Genomic DNA, 18,119 nt, shown 5'->3' on the forward strand with positions numbered 1-18,119 from the left:
TAAATAAGTTAAGGCGCTAAAGTGATAAAAGCAACATGATGACTATAGCACTGAGCACTGGTGATTTAAGTCAATGCGGCAATCCGCATCATCGTTGGAATAAGTGGACAGATTCCTGACAAAGAGTGCTATAACTTACGTCACTTAAATAGGATACATAAGTTATGTAGGTTACGCCACTTAAATAAGTTAAGGCGCTAAAGCGATAAAATCGGCTTTGTTGCACAAAGCTGTTCGTAAGGTCTAATTCAGCAATATAATTTCCGAATGAAGAAGCCTACACCAAATATCTACCGTACAATCAACTGGTCCAAATACAATCAAGCCTTAATTAATCGAGGAAACATTTCGATTTGGTTTGATCCTAAAACTCTGTACTAGCTCAAACCCTATTTGAATATGAGAGCATGCTCTTAATTTGGATTCCATTTACGTTGCCGTTAAAAAATCAATATTTTGTTGAATTCGTGATTGAATCATCTGTAGGGTAGGTTCTCGAATTTGATTGGGATACAGGCGCTGCGCAATTTGACTAAATTGAAGTGCAATTTCTCGCATGGCTAAGATGATCTCATCGACTTCTAGAGTAGTCAGATTCGCTTCTGAAGTACCGAGTTTATGTATGTCATTTCGGGAAATATTGAGCGCTTCTCCCATAATGTCCATTTGATGATAACCACCTGGACCTTCACAGAAGGTCACATCATAGGCTGGAGCTAATTTCCATTGACCATTTTTTGCCATGAGAAATGAAAAGTTCTTGGTATGATCATTCCGATTATTGAAAAGTACATTAAACACAGCACGTTTAAAAGCATGCTTCCTTTCTCGCACATCTTGCGTACACATCAAAGTTGCCCGGAGAAAATTGCGATAGTCTAGGCTACCTGGAACTTTATAGTCTGCTCCGGTATATGCAGCCAAACTCTGCATTGGAATCCGCATGCCATTTTGACGGTTGAATCGTTTAGAAGCAAAAGCTGTTAAACCATTGGGCAAATTAAAGAAATAGGTATCTGGAGTCTCGATTGCACAAAGTCGCAAACATTCTGCATAGACGGCTTCAATGGCGCAGACTTCAGGGTGCTCTTGCTGAGCAGGAAACTTAATCAGCCAGGCTTCATGTTGATTAGAAGCTTGAGTCGAAAACTCTAAATTGACAGGATCTCAGTAAACCAATGCTTTGGGTCTGGCACCTTGGGGGGAGCCCCCCATGACCAGCAAATGTTGTAAAAATTCGCCACCTTCTCCTTTGAGGACTTCTTGGACCTCCTGTGCCAATTGCGGCAGGGGGATATTCTCTGAAGTTTGCATCTCTGCGACATAGGGTTCAAAGGAGAGGGCCCCCATTGCATGGGTGCTAATATAAGTTAGACGTTCCAAAGGGCCGATTCGTGCTGGATTCAGTCCAATTTTTCGAAAATATCGATCCATCAACAACAAGCCCCAACCATCTGGTAAAGCGTCATAGACTGGACCTGGGAGTCCCATTTGATGAGTAGGAAAACCCTGTCTGAATGGTAGACCTTTTAAAGGGAGTAAGTAAGAAGAGAGCTCAACACCTCGCTGTATTGCTTCTGGGCTATATTCAAAAGCAATGTTGGGTCTACCAGTTGTGGCAGTTGAACTAATCAGCGTTCCCCACAGCCAAGTTTCACCCCAACCGTTGTAATAAACATTAAGTCTATTGAGCATTATCCCTTCCTCTTAATACGCTGTCGCTTACTTTGACTCTCATAGCGTAAAATGTCATTTACACTGTTAAGCTGAGGTTGGAACAGCTCCTGAAGTTCGTTTAATCGGCCCAAGACCATCGCGATTCGTACTAAGTTTTCAACAGATACATTTCGTCCCGCTTCAAGATTCGAAACCGTATTCACGCCGACACCTGCGCGTGCTGCAACCTCAGCTTGAGACAGCTCCTGAAAGAGTCGTTGCTTACGTAAACGCTCACTTAAAAGAGTCACAACTTCTTCGGGTTTAGTGAAATATAAATCCATTAAATTGGGTCTTAAACTTTAATAATTTAATTAAATCACAAAATAATGGAATTAATCTATAGCTATAGTGTGGTTGAGGAGGGCTTTGTTGCACAGCACATCGGAAGGTAGGTATGGTCTTTGGGTATCGGTTACAGAAATTCATCAGGATGTACTTTGACTGATTGTTGATAAGAAAATCTCAGTATTTAATTTTTTCTTTTTGGTCACATTACTTAGAAAGGGTTCTTCGAAAAGTAGTTCATATTTTAAAAATCTTATAAATATTGAGGATATTTTCTTAAATGCTTTCAACATAGCATGCGGGGATATGTAACTCGTACGGGCTTAGTCTGCCTTTTAGTGTGAATTTTTTGGGCGTGAGAGGGGGAGAGGTGTAAGGGCAAGCAATTTATATCGTGGATACTTCTAAATTATTTATGTAATAGAAGGCGGCAAACATGGATTTTGAGGTAATAACACTAAATCTAAAAAAATTGGAAGAATAATTTATTAAATTATTGTTTTTATGTGGCTGTTAGTGATGTTATGAATAATAATAAATTTTTTCTTAAGGAATTTTACCTAAAAAATTGATCAGATAATTTTCTTTAAATGTCATGTATACATAAATTTGACAGTTTGAAGGGATCGGTATGTGCATTTTTCACAAGGTTAAAGATCGACCATAAATGTGATAAACGGTAGAGCATCATTGAAAAATGAATGGATTTAAACACTACATGTATGCACGGAAAAAAGTATCCCTGCGGTTCTGCTGACAGGCTGTATTGAGCATTGAATGCAAATGATGTAGTAATTGTCTACATGCTATAAGACTAGCATGATGAAGAATGAAATGTAGTTGCTAATATCTAACTTGGGTTGAAAAGCATAGCGTTGTTATTCGGAGAAGTGAGGTGAGCCATCCTTCTCTTATACTTAAAATGATACTTACTCAACTGATCTCGACTCATGGGCTGGTTCCAATTAGATGGATAATAACTTCCATCCCCTATTTTTCTTACCACATTTCTTGCATTTAATCCCTTCTTTGGAGATTTGATTCAGCATCACTGTTGTCGATTGGATCAAATCAATGACATAGTTCGTTGGTTCAGGAAAAGCAGAAGAGGCTGCTTTATTGCAAAAGAGAACATTTGGATCAAATGGATTGGATTACACAAAAGCCATGATACAGCCACAGAGCAATTCACCTGCATGTAATCTGTAACATCCATTCCGGTCATCAGACGAAGATTAATCTGAAATTTAAGCACTAAACGCCATAAATCTATGTATAGGCAGACTTTTTTGAGACATATGTTGATAAATATGCGGCAAGTTACATTGCTTAAAAGTCTATCTAAGTTAACGATCTATTCAATTCTAGATAAGTAATCTGAATATTACGATCCTAAATTACCCGAAGAGTATTAAGATTTCTAAGAATCGTGTTTGTTGGTTTATTGGGTAAATTAACCAGTGGAATGAAGCAAAGATAATGGCTTATTAAGGATTGTGGGCCCCGACTACTTAAATTTTAGGTATTTTGAATAAAGCATATTTCAAAAATCTGAATTAATGGATTTAAATTACCATAAAAACCTTCAATATTGGCTTGAATCCATTGTTGTTGAGAGTCAATGCGAGACCAATCAATACCATAACCACAATGAGCAATCAGATGCTCAAAGAAAATCCGTTGTGTACGTCCATTGCCTTCACGGAATGGGTGTATGACATTAAGCTCACAATACAAGTCGGCAAGTTGAGGGATCAATTGTTGTGATGCTAAGCCTTGAAAGTACCTTTTTTCTTGAAGTGGTTTAAGTAATTTAGTAGTTTCAATTTCAATACGGGAAAAATTACAAAAACGGGTATCACCTTTGGAAATATCGATTTGTCTTAACTTTCCTGCCCAGTCGTATAAGTCGCCAAAGAGCTGCGCATGAATTGATTTTAAGTATTGTAAGTCGTAAGGTGGTTCAGCATATTCAATGAGGCTACTTGCTAATCCAGACAGTTCCAGTTCAGCTTGTTCTAAAATTTGTTCATCACGAATATTGAGTTTATTTTTTAGGATATTTGTGCCAGGGTAACAATACAGGCTGTCACCCATTTCCCCATATTTATCCATACATGCACCTGACTAAGATTCGGGTTGCGAATACTTCTTATATTTTTGCAAGATTTCAGCTTTATTCTGTTGAGTTGTTTGAGCTGTCGTTGTAATGCCTTCAAGCTTTAGGCTGGCTTGATAGTTTTGCGAACGTGTCGCTTGAATATATTTTCTTTTCTGTTCAGTGGTTCTGAGCATTTCTAAACTCCATTGATGCTACACGTGACGTAATAAGTATAGCAGAGAATCTTTTTGATCAATGCTGCATACACAGCATATCGAAATGTAATACAACGGTATTATTTCATGTAATAACAGAAAACTAAAAAAAATTGGAAGAATTCTTAAAATTTAGACCGCCCTAGATAAGTAAACCGTATGTATTTGTTGAGAATTGTAATTTTGAGAAAATTTAGTTGATAAATTAAATGAAGTTTCATATACAAAGATATGCTCATTTTTTATATCGATAAAAATGTTAAAATTTGACTATTTGGTAAAAAATATAGAAATTTTTATGGGGCAATTTATCATGCCCTTTTGCTTTGACCGAAAAAATTTTCAACTTGAGATAGTAAAAATTAACTCAGAACTACTGAAAATCAAAAAGATTAAACAGAGTCAGAAAGTAGTAGTACAAGCAAAGTTCAAAATAATCTATGTTAAAATTTGGCAAAAAATCTTGCTATTGATGCAAACGGAGCCAGGCTTACGTGTGCATTCTAATTATGTTGCAATCTTACAGTTGATACATAATCTTGATGATTTTATCGAAAAATCACAACAACATTTGTGCTTTGAAAGAAAAGCTCAGAAAGAACTGGGTGCTAAATTTTTTGCAAGATTTTTTAAGCTAACAAAGAATTCAATAAAGGATCAACTTTTACCAAATTGTTCTGATCACAATGAATTTAAACAATGTAGCGTGATAAAAATATTAAGCGAAAATGAATATGCCGAAGATTGAAGCAGAAGAGCAATTTTTAGATTTAGCCGAAAAATTCCAAAACGATTATTGCTTATTACGCAATCATGTTGTGAATACACAATTTGTCGATCTATCAGATGATTTACGTGAAAAAGCCCATGCTCTATATAAGGAAGCGCAACAGATATATGGCTATATATCTAGCTCTAGACAATTAGGTAAATATTATTTTCTAGCTTCTTTAAGTTATTTTGCATGTCCGACTACTAGTAATACTCAAGAGCTGTCGTCTGAACGTTATTTGATTCTACAAGCGAGTTTTTTAACATATCGGCAGTATCAAGAATTTGCAAAAATTGATAAAGCTGAGAATAAGCAAAAACATGTTTGTGACCTTTTACGCTATGTCTCACGATATGTGCTGGATTCTAATAATGCTGAATTATTTCATGAATGTAGTAAGCTGCTAAATTGTTATGTCACGTACGAACGTAATTTGAAAAAAGAGGATCGTAATCAACTTTTTAATATTAAAGATTTCAAACAAGTACAAGTCATAGAGTATTTATCGGCTCTATTAATAATTTTTAAAAGACTAGATGATCGTCGTGTTGTTCATCGTCAGCGTAAGTCAAAAAAAAGCAAAGTTTTGAAATGGCCAACTAGAAATGAACTCAAAAAATTTCGTGAAATAAAAGCAGGTAAGCATGAAGATATCGGACATAACGCAAAGATCAGTTTTTATGATGCCTCTCTTTACAAAGATGAAGATGGTGAAATTGAGTTATTGGACACTGAAGTAGAATTATACTCTGAAGATGAAAAAACTAAAAATTTTAATCATTTAATTAGTGATTATGCTGCGTATTACACGCGGCATCGCCAACGCCGTCATGCGCCATTTATTACAAATCCACATTATTTGGCGCCAGATATACTGAAGCAAATTGTTTATGTGCTAAGAGCTGAATTATCAGGACGACCGAGGAATGCGGCGATCGCTGCTGCCTGTTTATTGTCTTTATTGACGGGATTATCACCCGTTGCACTGATGAATTTTAATGACCTTATTCAGGAGGGTACGTTGATCCAAAATGGTTCAAGTAGACGTCGCGAATATTTACTAAAATTAAATCTTACAATTACAGAGCAGAAGATTAAGAGCTTAAATCATGTGCGATGGAATGAAGTGATAACACATCAACTACATTTACCTTCTGCTTGGTTTGACTATATAGAACAAGCATCGAATCCACTAATTTCTTCAACACACATTAATACCAAACTTAAGAATTGGCTTGATAATCGGTTTGTAGGTTCGATCACTGTTGAAAAACTGCAGGCTCAATTATATTTTCATATATATTATGAAACATATAATGAATATCTTGCTCATGTAATTGCTGGGCGGGATAGTCAGCATCACATGCCTGATATCTATTATGGAGGGCTACCGAAAACTCAACTCAGTAGCACATATCTAGCCTTTGTAGAAACAGCACTTACACCACATTCCTCGCAATTTACTGAAGACACGGCTGAACTCAAAATATTGCGACAACAATTCCAAGTGCAATCTGCATTATCTATAGGAAGGATAGGGAGCCAACTGGCACTTGAACCCGATTTTGTGAGAGAGCAATTCGATAATTTACATAGACATTGTCACGAAAACATCCAAAAAGATAAGCACATTATTAATCAACTTAATGCATATGCGTGTTGGATGTGGCATATCAGCTTGTTGAGTTTGGCAAGTCGGCCTAAAAAAAACCTGTTGGGGAATTTGGATGATTATTGTGTTGAGCTCAAGCTTTTATATGTAAACGATAAAAGAAATAGTAAAGCAAGAAAAGATGGTCGTTTTATCCCTTTATCTGATTTTTTCATAAAAACACTGCAAAATTACACAGCCTTTTTAGAACAAATTATTGAAGCGTACGGCTCATTTTTTAGACAAGTCTTTGCAAAGAAGAAGATTACTGTAAATGATCTTTTTGGCAAGGTCATTTTTAGTAAAGAGAATCTTCCGATGACTATTAGAGAGTGGCAGAGTAAACGGATTAAGTTAATCCCGTTATCAAGGATCTGGGTAAATACATATATGCAAGGAGTCTTTCCCAAAAAAATGTATTCGAATTGGTTACGTCATTTTGATATGAATTTTTTGATGTATGCAGAAGAAAAAGAAGAAAAAGAAGAAAAAAAAACTGCTTTAGCATTCCATTTAATTCAGGCTCTTTATGGTCATGACCAACGTGACCGAGAGGCTTTTCATCCGTATTCTTCACTTATTCCAAATGTCTATGTACAGCAAGCCCGCCAGCAATTGCAAGATAATGTCAAATCTTTATCGATTAAACACTTAGAGCGAAAATAGTTGCATGCAAAAAATCAAAGAACTAATAAAACCACAACTAGACGATCTATTTGTTGATATTCAGAAATTGGTGAAAAAGTCGCAAGAAAGACAGCCTTCTTCACCTGAAGTATTGACGCAAGACATGCAGCAAAAACTTGATCAGCAGATCGCCGAAAAATGGCATGACATTAAAGATAGTGTTGATTGTTTGAGTCAAAAATTGAGCCGAGATGAACAATCTAAACTGATGCAATTTACTGAAGATGAATTTAATAAAAGAAGAAGGCAATTCAACCAGAATGTAGATAAAAAATCATACAGAATTAGGCTAAATCCACATACTAAACGGATCGTACTGCCTAGAAAAATTGAGAGTACGGAGTCACGGTTAAAACAAGGGCAGTTACATGCCCAGGTACTCAACGCTTTGAAAGCATATTGGAAAGATTCACTTGGATATTGGGATGACCCTAAATATTTGTGGGGGGATTTATGCTTAAGTTTTATATATATTTCAGGCTGTGCAGATGAACAGCATCTGGTTGCTATTCAGCAGCAATTGCAGGAGGCCGTTGAGCTTGGTACAGATCTGAATTGTTTTCGGTTATACCATTCGGACTACAAAAAAATCACTAATCCATTGTTACTACATTATCGTGTTGAAAACTCTCAATATGGCAACGATGTAGAACTGAGAAAGTTGTACCAATGGAAGCATGTTTTTTTTAACTCATATGCTCAGTTCATCTTGCAATATTTAAAAAAGTTGAAAGCTACTCATAAAGAATATCGTCTGCAACAATCAATTGAAGATTGTATTCTGGAAAGCTTGAGTCGCATGGGACGAAACAAAAGTTTGGGCGATCTGCAATATCAAATTAAACGCCGTGGATTTCGTGCATTTAATGATGTGCAAATGGTACTTGAATTTAATCCAATCCTTAGCCTAGATATATTTTTAAGTAATGTACTTCAGCAAGAGATTAATACTGTCGCCTTACGGCCATCCGAATTTAGATTGCTATGGAGTAATGAACGTAATCAAGTCATGGAACTAGAGAATAGCCCTATTCATTTTGAACAAGAGCAGTTACATCCTGAAGTTCCGACGGCTCAAAGCAAATTACAAACGATTCCGTATGAGTTGATGTTGTTTGATCAAAAGAAACGTAAAGGTCAAAAAGTTGAGCGCTTAGATAAAAAGAGGAATAAAGAAGAACGCACGCTACGTTTTTGGCAAGAAATCAGAAGGGTGTTAGAGAAGAAGATGCGTGATGCAAATACGGAAGAAAAGTCTTTAATTGAAGCCCAATTACGCTTAATTCACTGGTTAGTGCATTTAAAAAAAAGAGGGCTTCAATTATCAACTATTGAAAGCTACTTAGGATCATTTGCTAAAGAATTTATATTTGAAATTTGGCTTAATAAATTGGATCTAAAGCAACAATCCATTGATGATTATGAAGATTTATATCGACAGTTGTTGAAATATAGCAGTGAACGAGATGCACAAGCAACTCAACGTGAAGCTGTTAAAGGAAAAACCTCTCGTAAGATGCACCAAACAGCAGAATACCGTTTTGGTCGCCTAAAAGATTTTCATCAATTTTGTATAGATAATTTTAATGCACCAGAGGTATTGGTGTTACAGAATTCAAGTTTTAAGCATTTACAAATTTGCAATGCACGCCTAGTAAGCCCTTTGTTATTTGGCAAGCTATTGGAAAAACTAGAACATTTAAGTCAAGAGCCAACGGCATCAGAGTGGGTCGATCATCTGAGTTGTTTAAAGCTGATGTATTTACTAAGTTATAGAACTGGACTCCGATTAAATGAAGTTCGTTGTCTTAAAATACAAGATATTATTTGCCCAGAGTTACTTTATAAAGAAAAAGAAAATACAGCTTTTAATAATATCACGCTTCATATTCAGAACAATTCATATCGCCGTCTGAAAACGCAAAGTGCAAATCGTCAAATACCATTGAAAATTGCCTTGTCAGAACATGAGTTTTTAGTAGTACAACATTACATACAACATCGTTATGAACAATATTTGTTTAATCAGCAGGATGATCTACTTTTTAGTGTTAATCATCGTGTATTAACTGATCAATGTATCAGCAAAATTACAGTAGAGTTGTTTAACCAAATATTAGGTATGCATCATGGCTTTAGTTTTCATACGTTGCGCCACAGTGCTGCTAACTATCTAGCAATAACTTTGCTGGGTTCAAAAGAAATGATTAAAACATATACAGATTGTCCTTGGGTAAAAGCAAAAAAGATGCGTGATTTATTGTTTGGTGTTAAAGCACGTGCTCATGAAGAGATTATTCAACATAAATGGCAGGTGCTTGCCTCTTGGATGGGGCATAGCAGTATTGAACAAACGGCTTCAAATTATCTTCATGTTTTGGATTTATTAGCAGTCGATCGAATTTACAATTCGCCGTGTATCATTTCAAAAAAAGTCCTAGAACAGTGTTTTGGTCCAGTGAATTCAAGTACAGAGTACATAAACTTAAATCGTTATACTCAGCAGCAGAAATGGTTTAACTCTTATCAGCAAACACAGCCAGTTATGATTGCTGGTCGACAAGAAAAGAAGTTTAGTATCGAGAAGAGTACTCTGACGCCTTTTCAACGTTTGATAAGTTTAAGAGATGGCCGTTCAAGCGAAGATATTCAAGCACAAGAATGGATGCAGCGATGTCAATTTATGAGCACTAAATGGATGGACCCCAAAAATTTTAATTTAAAAACGAATTATGTTAGTAATAAAAATTTAGATGTGGGTTGGTTTGATGAGCTTTACGACAAAGCTAAGAAACTGACACGTTCTGATGAAATAATTCCTCTCCTTGATTTGCATAACCAACATGATAAGGGGAAAGATATACCTAAAGAGTTGAACGTGGTCAATGCACTTAAGGTATTATTATTATTTGGAAAATTACGTAAAAACTTTCTACATTTTCAATGCATAAAGAAAGATGATGAGCAACAAATTGCTAATTTTATTGCTGGTATAGAGCCAATTATTGGAGATCACCTAAATTTAGACAAACAGAATTATCCAGTTAATCTGAAAGTGCTTGAGAGAACAGTTAAATTTAGTTTTCAAAGAGTTGTTGGCCCTAATAAAAAAAATGTTACTCTACTGGTTATATTTAATTTAATGTTAAAAATCATGCAAGAAGATGAACTATGGTTAAAATAGCCTAAGCAGATTAAAAAGGGGAATTTAAAAGCTTTAGCATCACAGTTTGATTACTGGATTTTAAACAATAGTGTGAAGATTAGCGCTTTGGTAAATCGATGAGCTAAAGTGTTGTAGTCCAAACTCGATCTGACAGTTACCCATTTTTGAGCTGTTGATTAATTTATCAAAAAAAATCAAGCCACCCACGGGTGGTTTTTTATTGCGAGGTCAAAATGGAATTCCGACATGTTGTTAAGAACCATTGCGACATTTCACCAGTAACTAACTTTCTTAATGTGAATCATGCTAAGGCAGCGAATGAAGGGAAGCCGTTAGTTGTATTGATCGCACCACAAGAGAAAGATCGTTCGAAGGCTCAAAACCGTTTGTACTGGATGTGGCTTAATCAATGGGCTAAACGTCAAGGTAAAGATAAAGATTACGAGCATCTGTTCTTTAAGAAAAACTTCTTAGCAAAAATCTATGATTGCGATGACGTTGGCCAATACAAGAAAACATTCAAGGCTGTAAGAGAGTTGAAAGATTCTAAGCATCCTCTCTACCAAGATGTAGCAAGTGGCCTATGTGAGCTAATGAGCACTACAGACGCAAGTACAGTTCAATTAACCGAATACTTAAACGACATTCATGCTTTCTGTAATAAAAACGGGTGTTATTTGGAAACGCCTGATGATCTTAAGTAGGTGCTTGAATAGTTGCTGATTTCATATTATTAATGTCTCTCACTTTATAAAATGAGAAACTAACAAATGGTAATGAATAATATTGAATATGATGCGGTGGTTGAAAGTGCGAAAATCAAAGCGAAAAGCGATATAACAGTAGCGGTTTTAAATAATGCAGCAAGTATTGGTTTAGTTGCAATTAATGATGCAAGTAAAGAAAAGCTTATAGAGTTTATCAAAAAACTGCATGATCAGATTGATGAATAATATGAACCGCCCTTAAAGCGGTTTTTTATTGCTAGTAGAATATTTAAGGTACCTTTTCTAATAGGCACATACTATTAAAGTGTTTTTTATTTATTTTTTAGATTGAAAAGATTGCTATTTGAGTAATTTAAATATAAAAATCTTTATTGATTGAGCGTAGTTGTTATACAGGATATTTATAAGGATTTTAAAATGACAATTATCACATTGCTTGATGTTGAGACGAAGAAGAAGGTGATAGTTCGGTCCGTAATAGACCCAATAGCAAGAATAGACAAAAAAGGGAATATACAAATTATTCAAATTCATAAATGGCTATATGATGAATCTGGAGATTTCGTTGATGAAGACTTATATGAGGCACTCAACAATGGAGAAGTTGGAATATACTTAACTTTGCAGTATATGATCATTGATATTGAAAATTAATTATTTTATTTTTAGTCAGTTTGAGTTCTTACTCTCTAGAGCCTAATGGTTACTGCACATAAGACATTATTAAGTATTACCTATTGATGGACACATATTCTTTATAAGTCTTGATAAGTAAAAAAATTATGTAGGCTAAAAATAAAACCATTTAAAAAAAGAAATCTTTATCTATTTAAATATGAATATTTGATATTTTTAATTCAATCCCTATTGCTAGTGCTTAAATATTATGCCAATATGAAGTTGGAGATATTTCCGAATAGATATTTCCTATTTCAGGTTTAAGCGTTTTTTTTCGCTAAGTCCATTTCTGAATAAAAATAGGAAGTGGGCTTTTTTATTTTTAAATATTTCTGTATTATCAGTGTGTTGCTGTAGGTAACACTAAACCTTGTTGATCAGCGCAAATATCAAAAAGGGGGAGCTTGCCTACTAGGCAAGCTTTTTAAATTGATCAACTAAACACAATAATCCATTTCAAAGCTCATTAGAAAAATCAAACTTTCCTAGCTTTTATTCGTACTAATTTATTGAATCTAATCGTCTTTATAATTTTAAAAAATTCCTTAAACTAAAAAATGGAAAATTTCTTGTTGCAACATTGTTATAATAGGACTACCTTAAGAAAAAATACTTTATAAAAATGAGGAGCTGCTGAAATGCCACAGTATCTCATGTTTGCGGAAAATGTTTATAACAAAATTAAAGATGAGGAATTATTTTCACATGACTGTATTGAAAATATGAACTTACTTATGACATGTATACGCAGAGAAATTGAGGGAACAGAATTTAAATTAAAATTTAATTTTATTGATTTTGTTGAATTGTTCAGTAGACCATTAGATGAATGTAAAGTAAAAATAGATGTGAGTTTGATTCCTCCTCATAATTCAGAAGGTGAGTATATTTTATGGTTAGCTGGATTTATCGAAAAAATTACAGAAGGTGGACCTAAACCACCTCCGCCTATAAAGAAATTTATTCCAGAGTATATGAGCTTGAAATCTGAATTAGATTTTTTACCTTTAAATGAGGAAAAAATTCAAACCGAAGGTAAAGAAATTACGGATTACTTTAATTCAAAGCTCTATAAGTCAACTTTTAAGAAGTAATACTATATTGCCTGTGAGTTTAGCCACCGCCTCAGGGCGGTTTTTTTTATGGGTAAGAATAATGGATTCTACAGAATACTTTTGGCTTACTCGGAAAAAAGAACCTAAAACTAAACCTAAAAGCTGGCCACTGCCAAAGCCTACACAAAAATATCTAGAGGCAGAAGAAGAATTTACTGAAACTTTAGATAATCTGGAAATTAAATATGAAAAGAAATTTCAGTTTAAGTCTACTAAGCACTGGCGGTTTGACTTTCATTTAATTGAGTATCGAATACTAGTTGAAATTGCGGGTGGTCCATGGTCTGGCGGTCGTAAGGGCAAACTTAAAAATAAAGCTTGTAGTCTTGATCGTTACGATGTGGCTGAAGAGATGGGCTACACCGTAGTTCGCATAGAGACAGCTTCAAGATGCCGCATTGATGAGTCTGGACCTTTGCAGTTACGGACTGAATACGCTAGTGAATGGCTAAAAAATTTAAAGAGGCAAATATTTAATGGATCAGATCAGACCATTTCCTCCAACTGATTTTATTGACCAAGCAGATGAAGAGGAAGCAATTCGCATAGTACCTGCGTCTGATTTAAAAAATTGGGTAGTTGCTAATTTTCTTACACTTGGTGGACCTTTACATAATCCAGATCATGACCATATCGCTGAGATGCTTCATGACAATGAGGAGTTTTTGGCTTTTGCATGGGCTTCTACTGCTTATACGAGAGCTAAGCGCATGGTGCTCGGCCAATGTGAAAAGGTTATGTTTCAACAAGGCGGCTGGAAGAAAGCCCGTCAAGAACAGCAAATGCGTGATTGGTTCGGTTTTGTTCCAATTTACTTAATCACTATCGATGCAAGCTTTTGTGAAAAGGCAAACGATAACGAGTTTTGTGCTTTGTTTGAACATGAGCTCTATCACATTGGTGTAGAGCGAGATTCGGACGGTGAGATTATTTACAGCGATCATACTGGCTTACCAAAGCACTATTTAGCTGGCCACGATGTGGAAGAGTTCATCGGTGTTGTTAAGCGCTGGGGAGCTAATGACAGTGTTAAGCGGCTTGTTGAAATCGCTAAAAACCCGCCGTTTGTTTCTGATTTAGATATTTCTAAATGCTGTGGAAACTGTGTAATTACCTGAGCCTTTTGGCTCATTTTTTTTGCCATGTTTCCTTGACGTACCTTGACGGATAGAGAGAAATGGCGACATTAAACAAAAAGCAGAAACTCTTTATTGTACAATCGCTTGCTGTGTTTAACACCCCTCAAGAAACAGTAAGTCTCGTCAAGGAGGAATTTGACATTGATGTTTCGAGACAGCAGGTAGAGTCATATAACCCTACAAAGTTTGCTGGGAGAGACTTAAGTAAGGAACTCAAAGAAATTTTCGAAAATACACGGGAAGAGTATTTGAGTCAGCCACTAAATAAAATCAGTGGAGCAAATGACATTGTTCAGTTGAAGATTTTAAGTGATTTGCTTTGGACTAAAAAAACAATGTGACCATGACAATTAAGATCGTGGACCAAATACAAAAGATCATGAAAGGGTTTTATGAGAAGAAGGGGGAACAAAATAATAAAGGTGGTAATTCTGAAGCGAACCAAACTAAAGCTGAAGTAGAACTTGAGATTAAAAAACTTGAACTTCTGAAGTTACAACGTGAGGTAAATCCACCTGAAGAGGATTACAAGCTTGTGCTGAATCCTGATGAGGAGATACCAAATGAGCCAATGCTTTAATCCTCCAGAAGGTTCAGTTCAATTAACGCCTAAGCAAGCCAATATTTATTTGTGGGGCTGGCAAAAAGAAGCCCGATTACGTGATGATGTTTGTGGCCGACGTTTCGGTAAAACATTCTTGGCCAAAGCGGAAATGCGAAGAGCCGCAAGACTAGCGGCTAAATGGAATGTTTCGGTAGAGGATGAAATCTGGTATGCAGCGCCTACCTTTAAGCAAGCAAAACGGGTTTTCTGGAAGCGACTAAAACAAGCTATTCCAGCATCTTGGCGAGCTGATAAGCCTAATGAAACTGAATGTTCAATTACTTTAAGAAGTGGCCATATTATCCGTGTCGTTGGTCTAGATAACTATGATGACCTTCGTGGATCTGGTTTATTTTTCTTAATTATTGATGAATGGGCCGACTGTAAATGGGCTGCATGGGAAGAAGTGCTTCGCCCGATGCTTTCTACCTGTAAGTATATGGTGAACGGCGAACAGCGAGTTGGTGGCCATGTTTTAAGAATTGGTATGCCTAAAGGCTTTAACCATTGTTATGACACATTCATGGATGGTCAGCCAGGGCATGAACCAGACTGTAAAAGCTTTTCTTACACTTCATTACAAGGTGGAAATATTCCTGAGTTTGAAATCATTGTTGCTAAACGCAAAATGGATCCTAAGACATTTAGTCAGGAACATGAAGCAAGCTTTGAGAGCTATCAAGGTGTCATCTACTATTGTTTTAACCGGTTGCTAAGTGCATCAAGTGAAACAGTTAAGGTTAATGATGTTCTTCATGTGGGAATGGACTTCAACGTAACTAAAATGGCTGCTGTGGTATATGTTCGCCGTGGTGAGCATATGCATGCGGTAGATGAGTTCTTTAATCTATTCGATACTCCAGCAATGATTGAGGCTATCCAAGAGCGATATCCTAATCACGAGGTTGCAGTTTATCCCGATGCTTCAGGTGAGAATCGAAAGTCGAGTAATGCTAGTGAGACAGATCTGGCTTTATTAAGAAAGGCAGGTTTTAAAGTTCTTGTGAATAGTCGAAATCCAGCAGTAAAAGACCGCATTAACTCAATGAACGGTATGCTGTGTAATACATTGGCTGAGCGCAGATTATTTGTGAATGTTGTTAAATGTCCTCACTTTACTAAATGCTTAGAGCGACAAATCTATGATGATTATGGGCAGCCAGATAAAAGTGCTGGTTTTGACCATATGAATGATGCCGGTACATATCCAATCGCTTATTTATTCCCGATCGACAAAAATCTGTTGGAGTTCGTAGGATTCGCGGGATGTCTTAAACAACGCACCTTTTTTGGTGCTTTTTTATTGGTGTTTTTATGGCAGTTACTGATAAACATCCGCAGTATATTGCTGCACAAAAAAGCTGGCAGATTATGCGTGACGCCGTTGTCGGCGAAGAGTAGATCAAACAGGCTCAGACAAAGTACCTAGCTAAATCGGCTGGCATGATTGAAGCAGAAAAGCAGGGTGATACTGCCGGAGAGATCTATAAAGCTTATCTAAGCCGTGCTCAGTATCCATTATGGGTTCAAGATTCGCTACGTACGATGATTGGTTTGGTTTCTAAGCTACAGCCAAATATTGTGATCGAAAGTACTTTGCTTCAAGAACTTATCGCTAATGCAACTAATGATGGATTTGGCCTTAAACAGCTCTTCATTAGAATTTGTCTTGAACTTCTAGTATTTGGTCGTTGTGGTTTGCTAGTGGATGTTGATTCCAATGGGGTTCCTTACTTTGCGCTTTATGAGGCGCTTTCAATCATTAACTGGAAGGAAAACAGCATTGGTGGGCGAAAAGATTTAAAGCTTTTGGTGCTCGTGGAGCAATTTGATAATAGTGAAGATGAATTTGGCCATAACAGGATTATTAGCTAATTTTAAGGTGTTGATATTATATGAAAAAGATTATTTTTTTAAGCTTAGTTCTTGGTTTGGTAGGGATTAATGGTTGCTCAAAGGTGGAAAAAGAGTCAAAAGAAGCTATCTTAAGCACCTTAAAAGATCCTGATTCAGCCCAATTCCAAAATATAAAAGGATATTGCGGAGAGGTAAATTCTAAGAATAGCTACGGTGGTTATTCAATTTGCAATAATTTGGGAAGCACACTGCACTCCAAATAAATTATCTTTAAAATAGCGCAATGAGTGTGTAAAGGATGCATATAATCAGTCTCTTATAATGGATGCAAGGCTTAAAGGGGTTTCCAAGGAAAGCTTAAGGAATGAAATACTAACAGACAAAAATGCATCAAAAGCAGAAATTCAAGAAGGCTTAAGAGATATTGATCGTGCGTATAACAGTAATTTCAAAGATAAGGGTCTATAGGCACAGGATGTTGTTGCTAAATGTGTAAAGTTGATTGATTAGTGAATTGGTAAAAAGCACCCTAGGGTGCTTTTTTATTTAGACAAAACGCACTTCAACATGTTTACCAATTGCCGCTGCATATTTTTGCAATGTGGCAATAGATGGTGATGGTTTGCCTGTGATCAATGCTTTTTCTAGCCGTGAAACGGCAGGTACATTTGTTCCCATGCGTTCCGCGATTTGCGCTTGGGATAGACCTGCCTCTCGAAGTGCAGTAAGTACCATATCGAGCAAGGGCATTTCTTCACGTTCAATTCGTTCGTATTCGGTACGCACTGCTGAACGAGATAATGCAAGTGCTTTCATTTCTTCATATGTTCGCATTTTTCACCTCTTTCATGCGGTCAAGTGCTAGGTTTAGATCTTGCTTAGGTGTTTTTTGGGTTTTCTTAACAAAACTATGGAGCATTACAATGCGTTTACCGACTAGTGTGCAATACATAACACGAGCAATACCTTCTTGAGATTTTAAGCGCAACTCAAATAGTCCTTTACTCATTGGTAATGTGTGAGATTCTCCTAAGTTTGCGCCGGGGGTGAGTCTATTACTTTACCCAGTGCATTATTTAATATAGTTCTATAGACATCCAAGCGTTCTTTGTAATTTTCAATAAACTTAGTCAACTCTATGTCATCAGGGCTACTTAACTTACGAAAATGTTTTCACTTCCTATTATTTCACGAAAATCAAAGCTCATTGTGCAACGAATATAAATATAAGATGACTTTTAAATCAGCTTGTCTCTAATCTCGAATCCGCTAATATCCTCAAAAGCTATTTTTCTTGTCCATTTACTTCTTCAAATACACCTTTGGGGTTCAAAAGCATGTGTTTGATCGGTTGACCAGTGAGCTGATTAATATCCAAAAGATCATAAACCATTTGTTGTCC

At 36.1% G+C, this 18,119-nt stretch carries 14 protein-coding genes and 8 pseudogenes; 14 read left to right on the plus strand and 8 right to left on the minus strand.

Going from position 1 to position 18,119, the window contains the following annotated elements:
* Nucleotides 1–267: 267 nt before the first annotated feature.
* Nucleotides 268–372 (plus strand): annotated as a pseudogene (locus tag KTI79_RS18675) (IS5/IS1182 family transposase); the annotation flags it as partial.
* A gap of 57 nt (nucleotides 373–429) precedes the next feature.
* On the opposite strand, the pseudogene KTI79_RS18680 reads toward KTI79_RS18675, so the two are convergent.
* From KTI79_RS18680 to KTI79_RS18695, 5 genes and pseudogenes are all read right to left on the minus strand, one after another.
* Nucleotides 430–1,695 (minus strand): annotated as a pseudogene (locus tag KTI79_RS18680) (type II toxin-antitoxin system HipA family toxin).
* On the minus strand, nucleotides 1,695–2,000 hold the full coding sequence (locus KTI79_RS18685; RefSeq protein ID WP_032053371.1) for a helix-turn-helix domain-containing protein: 306 nt from the start codon (nucleotides 1,998–2,000) through the stop codon (nucleotides 1,695–1,697). The pseudogene KTI79_RS18680 and the gene KTI79_RS18685 overlap by 1 nt, the downstream one beginning before the upstream one ends.
* Nucleotides 2,001–2,920: 920 nt before the next feature.
* Nucleotides 2,921–3,173, minus strand: a pseudogene (locus KTI79_RS19160) (DNA polymerase V subunit UmuC); the annotation flags it as partial.
* Between the two features lie 349 nt (nucleotides 3,174–3,522).
* Nucleotides 3,523–4,119, minus strand: coding sequence for a putative adenosine monophosphate-protein transferase Fic (locus KTI79_RS18690; RefSeq protein WP_032053367.1), 597 nt, complete (start codon nucleotides 4,117–4,119; stop codon nucleotides 3,523–3,525).
* Nucleotides 4,120–4,131: 12 nt separating this feature from the next.
* Nucleotides 4,132–4,299, minus strand: a complete 168-nt coding sequence (locus tag KTI79_RS18695) for a YhfG family protein (protein WP_068555624.1) — start codon at nucleotides 4,297–4,299, stop codon at nucleotides 4,132–4,134.
* Between the two features lie 277 nt (nucleotides 4,300–4,576).
* On the opposite strand from KTI79_RS18695, the gene KTI79_RS18700 reads away from it, so the two are divergent.
* The 13 genes and pseudogenes from KTI79_RS18700 to KTI79_RS18760 all read left to right on the plus strand — a co-directional run bounded on the left by KTI79_RS18700 (nucleotide 4,577) and on the right by KTI79_RS18760 (nucleotide 16,980).
* The gene (locus KTI79_RS18700; protein WP_228132283.1) at nucleotides 4,577–5,068 is read left to right on the plus strand and encodes a hypothetical protein; all 492 of its coding nucleotides are present in this window, start codon (nucleotides 4,577–4,579) and stop codon (nucleotides 5,066–5,068) included.
* Nucleotides 5,055–7,409 carry a hypothetical protein gene (locus tag KTI79_RS18705; RefSeq protein ID WP_086375729.1) on the plus strand — a complete coding sequence of 785 codons (2,355 nt, stop codon included), beginning with the start codon at nucleotides 5,055–5,057 and terminating at the stop codon, nucleotides 7,407–7,409. Before KTI79_RS18700 ends, KTI79_RS18705 begins: the two co-directional genes overlap by 14 nt.
* Before the next feature lie 4 nt (nucleotides 7,410–7,413).
* On the plus strand, nucleotides 7,414–10,614 hold the full coding sequence (locus tag KTI79_RS18710) for a site-specific integrase (RefSeq protein WP_032056216.1): 3,201 nt from the start codon (nucleotides 7,414–7,416) through the stop codon (nucleotides 10,612–10,614).
* Between the two features lie 215 nt (nucleotides 10,615–10,829).
* On the plus strand, nucleotides 10,830–11,300 hold the full coding sequence (locus tag KTI79_RS18715) for a hypothetical protein (protein ID WP_032053360.1): 471 nt from the start codon (nucleotides 10,830–10,832) through the stop codon (nucleotides 11,298–11,300).
* A 66-nt stretch (nucleotides 11,301–11,366) separates the two neighbouring features.
* Nucleotides 11,367–11,549 (plus strand): hypothetical protein, encoded by a 183-nt coding sequence (locus KTI79_RS18720; RefSeq protein ID WP_032056219.1) that lies wholly within the window; start codon nucleotides 11,367–11,369, stop codon nucleotides 11,547–11,549.
* A 192-nt stretch (nucleotides 11,550–11,741) separates the two neighbouring features.
* Complete coding sequence (locus tag KTI79_RS18725; RefSeq protein ID WP_000152660.1) at nucleotides 11,742–11,978, plus strand: hypothetical protein; 237 nt, start codon at nucleotides 11,742–11,744, stop codon at nucleotides 11,976–11,978.
* A 662-nt stretch (nucleotides 11,979–12,640) separates the two neighbouring features.
* Nucleotides 12,641–13,096: a hypothetical protein gene (locus KTI79_RS18730; protein WP_005071565.1), complete on the plus strand. Its 456-nt coding sequence runs from the start codon at nucleotides 12,641–12,643 to the stop codon at nucleotides 13,094–13,096.
* A gap of 61 nt (nucleotides 13,097–13,157) precedes the next feature.
* A complete protein-coding gene (locus KTI79_RS18735) occupies nucleotides 13,158–13,625 on the plus strand; it encodes a hypothetical protein (RefSeq protein WP_032056221.1) in 468 nt (155 codons plus the stop codon).
* Complete coding sequence (locus KTI79_RS18740; RefSeq protein WP_032056222.1) at nucleotides 13,594–14,235, plus strand: putative metallopeptidase; 642 nt, start codon at nucleotides 13,594–13,596, stop codon at nucleotides 14,233–14,235. The genes KTI79_RS18735 and KTI79_RS18740 overlap by 32 nt, the downstream gene beginning before the upstream one ends.
* Before the next feature lie 59 nt (nucleotides 14,236–14,294).
* Nucleotides 14,295–14,836: pseudogene (locus KTI79_RS18745) on the plus strand (DUF2280 domain-containing protein).
* Nucleotides 14,820–16,135, plus strand: a pseudogene (locus tag KTI79_RS18750) (terminase). Before KTI79_RS18745 ends, KTI79_RS18750 begins: the two co-directional pseudogenes overlap by 17 nt.
* A 39-nt stretch (nucleotides 16,136–16,174) precedes the next feature.
* A pseudogene (locus tag KTI79_RS18755) lies at nucleotides 16,175–16,717 on the plus strand (hypothetical protein); the annotation flags it as partial.
* A 38-nt stretch (nucleotides 16,718–16,755) separates the two neighbouring features.
* Nucleotides 16,756–16,980: a hypothetical protein gene (locus tag KTI79_RS18760; protein WP_016653391.1), complete on the plus strand. Its 225-nt coding sequence runs from the start codon at nucleotides 16,756–16,758 to the stop codon at nucleotides 16,978–16,980.
* A gap of 283 nt (nucleotides 16,981–17,263) precedes the next feature.
* Here the strand turns inward: KTI79_RS18760 and KTI79_RS18765 are convergent, their stop codons facing one another.
* The 3 genes and pseudogenes from KTI79_RS18765 to KTI79_RS18775 form a co-directional block, all read right to left on the minus strand.
* Nucleotides 17,264–17,551 (minus strand): helix-turn-helix domain-containing protein, encoded by a 288-nt coding sequence (locus KTI79_RS18765; RefSeq protein ID WP_032056224.1) that lies wholly within the window; start codon nucleotides 17,549–17,551, stop codon nucleotides 17,264–17,266.
* A pseudogene (locus tag KTI79_RS18770) lies at nucleotides 17,538–17,747 on the minus strand (type II toxin-antitoxin system RelE/ParE family toxin); the annotation flags it as partial. The gene KTI79_RS18765 and the pseudogene KTI79_RS18770, both read right to left, overlap by 14 nt.
* A 255-nt stretch (nucleotides 17,748–18,002) precedes the next feature.
* A pseudogene (locus KTI79_RS18775) lies at nucleotides 18,003–18,119 on the minus strand (type II toxin-antitoxin system Phd/YefM family antitoxin); the annotation flags it as partial.

Origin of the sequence: Acinetobacter sp. WU_MDCI_Abxd143, from assembly GCF_025514195.1 — a bacterium.
Taxonomy (GTDB): domain Bacteria; phylum Pseudomonadota; class Gammaproteobacteria; order Pseudomonadales; family Moraxellaceae; genus Acinetobacter; species Acinetobacter pittii_H.